Source organism: Ventrimonas faecis (assembly GCF_040096075.1).
Taxonomy (GTDB): domain Bacteria; phylum Bacillota; class Clostridia; order Lachnospirales; family Lachnospiraceae; genus Brotaphodocola; species Brotaphodocola faecis.
The window spans coordinates 43436-52434 of sequence record NZ_JBBMFJ010000029.1 but is presented as its reverse complement, the minus strand read 5'-3'; the positions used below and the strand labels follow the sequence as shown (position 1 = coordinate 52434).

General features: G+C 50.6%; 9 protein-coding genes. All 9 read left to right on the top strand.

Features of this window, described 5'->3' with window-relative positions:
- On the top strand, positions 1-190 hold a 190-nt coding region (locus WMO41_RS12830; protein WP_349230089.1), incomplete at its 5' end, for a hypothetical protein.
- A gap of 206 nt (positions 191-396) precedes the next feature.
- Positions 397-654, top strand: coding sequence for a hypothetical protein (locus tag WMO41_RS12825; RefSeq protein WP_349230088.1), 258 nt, complete (start codon positions 397-399; stop codon positions 652-654).
- A gap of 267 nt (positions 655-921) precedes the next feature.
- The gene (locus WMO41_RS12820; RefSeq protein ID WP_349230087.1) at positions 922-1260 is read left to right on the top strand and encodes an ArsR/SmtB family transcription factor; all 339 of its coding nucleotides are present in this window, start codon (positions 922-924) and stop codon (positions 1258-1260) included.
- Between the two features lie 54 nt (positions 1261-1314).
- Positions 1315-1557, top strand: a complete 243-nt coding sequence (locus WMO41_RS12815) for a DUF2508 family protein (RefSeq protein WP_349230086.1) — start codon at positions 1315-1317, stop codon at positions 1555-1557.
- A 37-nt stretch (positions 1558-1594) separates the two neighbouring features.
- Entirely contained in the window at positions 1595-2929 is a 1335-nt protein-coding gene (locus WMO41_RS12810) for an alpha-amylase family glycosyl hydrolase (protein ID WP_349230085.1), read from the top strand.
- A gap of 4 nt (positions 2930-2933) precedes the next feature.
- Entirely contained in the window at positions 2934-4853 is a 1920-nt protein-coding gene (glgB, locus tag WMO41_RS12805) for a 1,4-alpha-glucan branching protein GlgB (RefSeq protein ID WP_349230084.1), read from the top strand.
- Between the two features lie 184 nt (positions 4854-5037).
- On the top strand, positions 5038-5790 hold the full coding sequence (locus tag WMO41_RS12800; protein ID WP_349230083.1) for a phosphotransferase family protein: 753 nt from the start codon (positions 5038-5040) through the stop codon (positions 5788-5790).
- Positions 5791-5964: 174 nt separating this feature from the next.
- Positions 5965-6660: a response regulator transcription factor gene (locus tag WMO41_RS12795; protein WP_349230082.1), complete on the top strand. Its 696-nt coding sequence runs from the start codon at positions 5965-5967 to the stop codon at positions 6658-6660.
- A gap of 9 nt (positions 6661-6669) precedes the next feature.
- A complete protein-coding gene (locus WMO41_RS12790; protein ID WP_349230081.1) occupies positions 6670-8970 on the top strand; it encodes a sensor histidine kinase in 2301 nt (766 codons plus the stop codon).
- The last annotated feature ends 29 nt before the right edge of the window (positions 8971-8999 follow it).

Here is an 8999-nt window from a genome sequence, read left to right as displayed (position 1 = left end):
CAATGGGATTTTTGCCTGCAAGCCCATGTTTTCATACGGTCAGCGCAGTGAATGCGCAGACCTACTGAACAGTTACGTGTGCTCTAAAAAACTCACAAAAAATGAAAACTCTGCCGAAACGGCTGATATCCAAAAGCCCCATGCTTTCAGAAACAATACTATTAGAAACCCTTTGGACGGACCAGAATAAAAGGAACGTCCAAAGGATTCTGCATCGGAATGATGCGTTGATTGTGGACTAATCATATCCAAGATTCCGCTGTCCGTCAATGCACAGCATCTGCATAAAACGACAGGGTTCGACAGCAGCAGTTCCACCACGGAAACAATTGGACATGGACCGTCCGAAATGCTATACTAAAAACACTTGAAAGCAAAAAAAGGAGTATCATCACCATGAACGAATTATATGAAGCCATTGAGGCAAAAATCAAGGCATCCGGCTACCCGCGGGAAATCTCCGGCGAGGCTGTCTACAACGACATCTGCGACCAGATTGAGGGAAAAGAAAACGGCGAGTATGTTGTCCTCTCCAAATTTGAAGAGGATGTGGTTTTTGAGTACCACATCACCATCTCCGATGAGGAATTTAATCTGGGCATCCTCACCATGCGCACCCCGGAAGGTGTCTTTGAAACCGACTTCGATCAGTAAAGGCATATTGGAAAAGGGCCGCCGCAAAATTGTCTCCAGAACGTTCCACATATCAGGTTGTACGCATCTCGAACATGTGTAAGTGAGAGCACGCGAACAACGATATGTGAACGTGTCGGAGACAATTTTGCGGCAGCCTTTTTTTGTGCATTTTATAGGACATTTTGACGAAAAATGTTGTTTTCATCCTTTTGTTTTTGGTTGACGTTACCAATCAATCGTGATAGAATGAACTTAGTTCAATTTTTTAAACCAAAGGAGGTTTTTATGGCGGACTCCAAAGAACTACAGGAACTGTTTCACAGCTGTATGCCGCTGTTTATCGCCCTCGGAGATGAGGTCCGCTTAAGCATCATCGAAGCATTGTGCATTGCCTCCCAGAACGGCCACACGGAAGGGCTGAACGTCAACGAGATCACCCGGCAGACCAATCTGTCCAGACCGGCTATCTCCCATCATTTAAAGATTATGAAGAGCTGCGGGCTGGTGGAGGTGACCCAGTCCGGTACTTCCAACTACTACCGCCTCACCTTTCTGGACTGCACAAGACAGCTGATGAAACTGGGTTACCTGGTCGAAGAGATTTTCAGCCAGGAACAGAAATAACGTATATTTTTTCCACTCATTCCAGATACTACATTCCAAAAGGAGTGTAAATCTATGAAAAACAACGGACCATTCTTTTCGCGAAACGACTGCCGCCAGGCAGCGGCCCGTGAAAACATGAAACTAAAAGCAGAGATCCATCAGACACAGCACAAAATGGAATCCTTATTAAACCAGTTCGACCAGGTGACAGACCCGCCGCTGATCGACTGCTGTATCTACGAGCTGAACGCAGTCTGGCTCCGCTATCAGTTTCTGCTCCGGCGCTTCAAGCTTCTGGAACGGCTGGATTTTTAGCAAAACGAAACTATGCAATCAGGAGGACTTGATATCTATGGCATCATGGTATGAAAAAGCAGTATTTTATCACATCTACCCGCTGGGTATGCTGGGGGCGCCATTCGCCAACACCGAAGACGCCGCAGCCGACCGCTTTCCGGAGCTGGACAAATGGGTTGCCCACATGGAAGCCTTAGGCTGCACCGCCCTGTACATCGGACCGCTCTTTGAGTCCTCCTCCCATGGCTACGACACCAGAGACTATAAGCTTGTGGACCGCCGGCTTGGCACCAACGAAGGTTTCCGGCATTTCACAAAGCTCTGCCACGAAGCTGGTATCAAAGTAGTCGTAGACGGAGTATTTAACCATACCGGCCGCGAGTTCTTCGCGTTCCAGGATATTCAGAAAAACCGCGAAGGCTCCCGTTACTGCGGCTGGTACAAGGGTGTAAACTTTGGCTGGAACAGCCCTTACAATGATGGCTTCGGCTACGAGGCATGGCAGGGGCATTTCGAGCTGCCCTGCCTGAATTTACAGAATCCGGAAGTAAAGCAGTATCTGTTTGATGTCATCCGCTTCTGGATCTCTGAATTTGACATTGACGGCATCCGCTTAGACTGTGCCAACGTCATGGACTTCGGCTTCATGCAGGAGATGCGCGCCCAGACCGCTTCCATGAAACCGGATTTCTGGCTCATGGGCGAAGTTATCCACGGCGAATATGACCGCTGGGTGAACGATGGCATGCTCCATTCCGTCACCAACTACGAATTACATAAGAGCCTCTATTCCGGGCTCAATGACCATAACTTCTTTGAGATTGCCCACAATGTACGGAGACTGGAAGCCATCGGCACAAAGCTCTACACGTTTCTGGACAATCACGATGAAAACCGTATTGCCAGCAAACTGAATAAAAAAGCGCATCTGCCTCTGGCATGGACACTGCTCTTTACCCTTCCCGGCATTCCTTCTATTTATTACGGAGGCGAATGGGCGCTGGAAGGCACCCGCACCCGCGAAAGCGATGCAGCCCTGCGGCCCTGCATTACCCTGGAAGAGGGCGAGGCAAAACACAGTGATCTTACAGATTTGATTGCAAAGCTTGCCCGTATTCATACGGAGCAGCCGGAATTCCACGGTGGGCGTTATCAGGAGCTTCTGCTCACCAACCGGCAGTATGCTTTCGCCAGACACGCACAGGAAAGTGTCTGCATTACCGCAGCCAACAGTGACGACCAGGAAAGCTTCCTTTCCATTCCGGTCCCGCTGCGCGCGTCCCAGGCAGAAAATCTGATGGATGGTTCCATCATTCCAGTTGAGAACGGAAAATTAAACCTTACATTACCGGGCAACAGCAGTGTTGTCTTAAAGATCAGGGAGGATTGACCTTATGGCAGTCAGAGATAAGAAAAAGCAGACCGAGACCGGCTTTATCACCGCCGGTGACCGTTACCTGTTCGGAGAGGGCACCCACTATGAGATCTACAACAAACTTGGTGCCCACCCGAAAACTTTCGATGGCAAAACCGGCTATTATTTCGCTGTATGGGCTCCCCATGCCGCATCCGTCAGTGTAGTTGGCGACTTCAATAACTGGGATCCGGATGCATGCCCCATGCAGGTGTTAGAGACCTCCGGCATTTACGAGCGCTTCGTTCCGGGCATCAAGCCGGGTGAGCTGTATAAATTCGCCATCACCACCCAGACCGGCAAGGTAATCTTCAAGGCAGACCCCTTTGCCCAGTACGCCGAGTACCGTCCGGGAACTGCCTCCATTACCGCCTTCAACGACTCGTTCCGCTGGAGTGACAGCATCTGGGTTCAGAAGCGTGAGGCCACCAACCCACGAGAAGCGGCCATGAGTATCTACGAGGTGCACTTAGGCTCCTGGAAAAAGAAAAACCGCCCGGAGAAAGACGGTTACTATACCTATAAGGAAGCGGCCGCTGAGCTGGCTGCTTACGTGAAAGAAATGGGCTACACCCATGTAGAGCTGATGGGCATCGCGGAGCATCCCTACGATGGCTCCTGGGGTTATCAGGTAACCGGCTACTACGCTCCCACCTCCCGCTACGGCACCCCGGAGGAATTCAAATACTTTGTAAACTACATGCACAAAAAAGGTATCGGCGTCATCCTGGACTGGGTTCCGGCCCATTTTCCGCGGGATGCCCACGGCCTTGCGGATTTTGACGGACAGGCCCTCTTCGAGTACGCAGACCCGCGCAAGGGCGAACATCCGGACTGGGGTACCAAGGTTTTTGATTATGAGAAACATGAGGTCTCTAACTTCCTCATTGCCAACGCTCTCTACTGGATCGAGCAGTTCCACGTAGACGGACTGCGCGTCGATGCCGTGGCTTCCATGCTGTATCTGGACTACGGACGCAAGGACGGTGAATGGGTCCCGAACCGCTACGGCGGCAACCAGAACCTGGAAGCCATCGAATTCTTCCGTCACTTAAACAGCGTTGTGGCACAGCGCGGACACGGCGCCATGGTCATTGCCGAGGAATCCACTGCATGGCCGCTCGTCACCCACGATCCAAAAGAAGGCGGACTGGGCTTCACCTTCAAGTGGAATATGGGCTGGATGCACGATTTCCTGGAGTACATGAAATTAGATCCGTACTTCCGCAAATTCAACCACCACAAGATGACCTTTGGCCTCACCTACTTTAACAGTGAAAACTTCATCCTGGTACTCTCCCACGATGAGGTCGTTCACTTAAAGTGCTCCATGATCAACAAGATGCCGGGCCTCTTCGGAGATAAATTTGCAAACCTGAAGGCCGGTTATACCTTCATGCTGGGACATCCGGGCAAGAAGCTTTTATTCATGGGCCAGGATTTCGGTCAGCTTCATGAGTGGGATGAAAAAGTCAGTCTGGACTGGCATCTGACAGAGGAAGACCTGCACAAGGATCTCCAGAACTATGTGCGCGACCTGTTACATATTTATCAGAAACACCCGGCGCTCTACGAGTCCGATGATGACTGGGACGGCTTTTCCTGGATCAATGCCAACGATGGCGACCGCAGCATCTACAGTTTCGTGCGCTACGCAAAGAATCACAAAAAGAGCCTGCTGTTCGTGTGCAACTTCACTCCGGTGGCACGGCCGGATTACCGGGTCGGCGTACCGAAACGCGGCAATTACACGCTGATTCTGGACAATGAACACGGCGCTTACAAAACCGGCGAGAAGGCTCCTGTCTTAAAAGCAGTCAAATCCGAATGCGACGGCCAGCCGTATTCCATATCCCTGCCGCTGCCGGCATATGGAACCGCAATTCTCCGCTTCTCATAATAAGCAGGAACACATCCTGTTTGAAAATGGCAAAAACAGGTCTTGTATTTCGTTAAAAAATTATCAAAAAGTGGATGACATTCTTTCCATTTCGTAGTAAAATAGGAAACGACCTACCTGATGATCCGGTTATTAAAACTGACGGTAAGCATCAGCAACATAATATAAGGAAGGAGAGTTTCGTATGGCAAGAGAGTTAATTTCCAAAAACGCGACCAAAAGTGTCTATCGCGATGGCGATAAAGCGGTAAAAGTTTTCTGCAAGGGCTTCCCGAAAGCAGAGGTTTTAAATGAAGCTTTGATCAGCGCACGAGTTGAGGCCATTGGCGGCATCAACATTCCGTCTATCCAGGCAGTCTCTGTCGAAGAAGACGGCTGCTGGTCCATCACCCGGGACTACATCGAAGGTAAGACACTCACAGAGCTTATGAAGGAAAAACCGGATAAGCGCGACGAATATCTGAATCAGATGGTTGAACTGCAGCTGATGATTCATTCCAAGACCTGTCCATTACTGAACAAGTTAAAAGACAAAATGGCGCGGCAGATCTCTGAGATGGAAGAATTAGATCCTGTCAACCGTTACGATCTTCTTACCCGCCTTGACAGCACTCCAAAGCACATCAAGCTGTGTCACGGAGATTTCCAGCCGGACAACATCATCGTGAAGGAAGACGGCACCATGTATGTGGTTGACTGGGTTCACGCAACCCAGGGTAACGCCAGCGCAGACGTGGCCAGAACGTATCTTCTGTTCTGCCTGACCGATCAGGCAGCGGCAGAAAAATACATGGATCTGTTCTGCGAAAAGACCGGTACCGCCAAACGCTATGTACAGCAGTGGCTGCCTCTGGTAGCTGCGGCACAGCTCACGAAGAAACGTCCGGAAGAAAAAGAACTGCTTCAGAGCTGGCTGAATGTATGTGATTATCAGTAGGTCAAACGGTTCCTGTCTGCACTGTGTGTGAACAGGAACCAAAAAGAAGAGGGTCTTGCCGATTGCGGTAAGGCCCTTTTTGATATATACTAAAAGACGTACCGCTTCTGTGACGAAACGCGGAAGCAGCACGCAGCTACCATACCATAGCATACCTGCCAAAGGAGGACAATCATGCAGACTATTTTAGTGTGTGACGACGACAAAGAGATCGTCGATGCGATAGATATTTACTTAACCGGAGAGGGCTTTCACATCTTAAAGGCCTATGACGGTTACGATGCCTTAAAAATTCTGGAAACGGAACATGCGGATCTCATGATCATCGATGTCATGATGCCGGGGCTTGACGGCATCCGCACCACCTTAAAGGTGCGCGAGACCAGCAGCATCCCGATCATTATCCTCTCCGCCAAATCCGAAGATTCCGACAAGATCCTGGGCTTAAACATTGGCGCGGATGATTACCTTTCCAAGCCATTTAACCCACTGGAGCTGGTGGCCCGGGTCAAATCCCAGCTGCGCCGCTACACCCAGCTGGGCAACATGAGCCAGGGCAGCAACGAAAATGTATACAAATGCGGCGGTCTCACCATCAATGACGACACCAAGGAAGTATTTGTAGATGACGAACCCATCAAGCTGACTCCTATTGAATACAACATCCTGCTTCTTCTGACCAAAAACGCCGGCAAGGTTTTCTCCATCGATGAAATCTACAAACAGATCTGGAATGAGGAAGCCATCGGCGCCGACAATACGGTGGCCGTACATATCCGCCACATCCGTGAAAAAATTGAGATCAACCCGCGGGAGCCGCGCTACTTAAAAGTAGTCTGGGGTGTCGGTTACAAGATTGAGAAACAGTAGGAGCCGCCCATGAGACTGAAAGATTATTCCATGCGGATCAAAAAGAACATTGCCGTGTTCCTGCATATCCTGTTTGTGCTTATGACGGTGCTTTCCATCAGCGTCATGTATTTAAATACCAATGTCGGCTCCGGCATTTCCTGGATCCTGGACCGCAAATACGATGATTCCGCAGCCTTCCGCCAGCAGTTTCAGGAGGATCTGGACCATGTGTTCAAATATGTTGCCTACCGGGATGTCTTTGAGACTGACGGCAATCTGGACCTTTCCAAAGAAATGTTCGCGGTAAGCCGTGACAATGGCCCGGAGATTACCTACACTCTGGAAGAAGTCCTGCGCTACGCAAAGAGCCAGGGATTCTACTTAAACGACCAGTTTGAGGTGGTCAATGATCTTTTCATCTATGACGATGCCTCCACCGTAAGAGACCAGCTGGTTTACTGGCGTGCTTACGACCCGGATGCCACCTTAAAGGAACCGGGTGACGCGTTTTCTTCCCTGCTGGATCTGTCCAAAGAAGTATTAAACTGTTTAAGCGAATACTACATCGTCAATTACCGGCTGCTGTCAAATCCATCCAACTTCCGTTTCCGGATTGATTATCTGGATGATGAAACGGTCCTCTCCGAGTACTCCAACGCCGGAGACTTAACCGATGCCCAGTTAAAATCCCTGGGCCGCTACTGTTTCGTAGACAGCAGCTCCATCCTCATTGACAGCAACCTGGATGAACTTCCCAAAAATGTCATGTCCCAGCTGGAGCAGCTCAATTTAAATGACGCGGACCGCTATCACATGACCGTTGCCGTGGACACCAGTTACAGCGCGGACGATGCCTATGCCCGTCAGGCTGCCGATTACCGCCATCTGCGCGGCCGCTTTGTGGAAGCCATGTTCTGTCTGGCTCTTGGCATCATCGGCTGTCTGGTCACCCTGTACTACCTGATCCTGGTATCCGGTTACCGCACCGAGGACCGTACCAGCCCTTATCTTCACGGTTTTGACATGATCACCACCGAAAGCGGAATCCTGCTGACTGCGGTCAGCACCATGTTCATGCTGTTTCTGGGGGAAAAGATCGGCTATCCGCTGATCCATCTCGTAGCGCTGGCCGAAGACTGGAGCTTTACGGAGCGGATGTTGCGGGCCCTGATCATCTATGCCTGCTGCATGACCGGAGCCTTCAGCATGCTGCGGCGCTACAAAAGCCGCCAGCTCTGGACCAACAGCATGCTCCATCGTTTCCTTGAGAACCTGAACCTGTACTTTGAGGACCGCACCTATTCCAGGCGGTTATTCTGTCTGTTCACTGCCTTCCTTGCAGCACAGGCCATCGGCATCGGCCTGATTTTTGTGTGCGTCTGCTTCCGTTCCCATATGCCCGCAAAAGTCGTCGGCATTGTACTGTTTATCCTGCTGGCCGGCCTGGATTATATGACCTTCCACCGGCTGTTCTTACAGTCCCGTCAGGAAGACCAGATTGCGGACGCCATCGAAAAGATTGCGGGCGGCGACACCAGCTACCAGATGAACCTGGCCGGACTGGAAGGCAAGGAGCTGAAAGTCGGAAACATGATCAACAGCATTGGTACCGGACTGGAACGTGCCCTTCAGGAGCAGGTTAAAAGCGAGCGCCTAAAAGCGGACCTGATCACCAACGTGTCCCACGATATCAAGACTCCGCTTACTTCTATTATTAACTATGTAGACCTGTTAAAGCGGGAGCAGATTCCGGGAGAGCGGGCTCAGGAATATTTAAAGGTCCTGGACCAGAAATCCCAGCGGTTAAAAAATCTGACGGAAGACCTGGTAGAAGCCTCCAAAGCAAGCTCCGGCAATGTCAAACTGGAGATGACTACCCTGGATATCGTGGAGATGATCTGGCAGACCAACGGCGAATTCGAAGAGAAATTTGCTACCCGCAGCCTGGAACTGGTATCCACGCTTCCGGAAAGCAGCATCCTCATCGAGGCCGACGGCCGTCACCTGTGGCGCGTTCTGGAAAACGTCTACAACAACGCATTCAAATACGCCATGGAACACACCCGGGTCTACACCGATCTGGAACTGAAAGACGACAAAGTTTACTTTACCATTAAAAACATATCAGCAAACCCATTAAATGTGCAGGGCGAAGAGCTCACTGAGCGATTCGTCCGCGGAGACGTCTCCCGCACCACCGAAGGCAGCGGCCTCGGCCTCTCCATCGCCCAAAGCCTCACAAAGCTCCAGGGCGGAACCTTCGAGATCTTAATTGATGGGGATCTGTTCAAGGTGCGCGTGGGATTTGGGATAAAAAAAACAGACTAGCCGTTTTGGCCAGTCTGTTTTTTTTAATT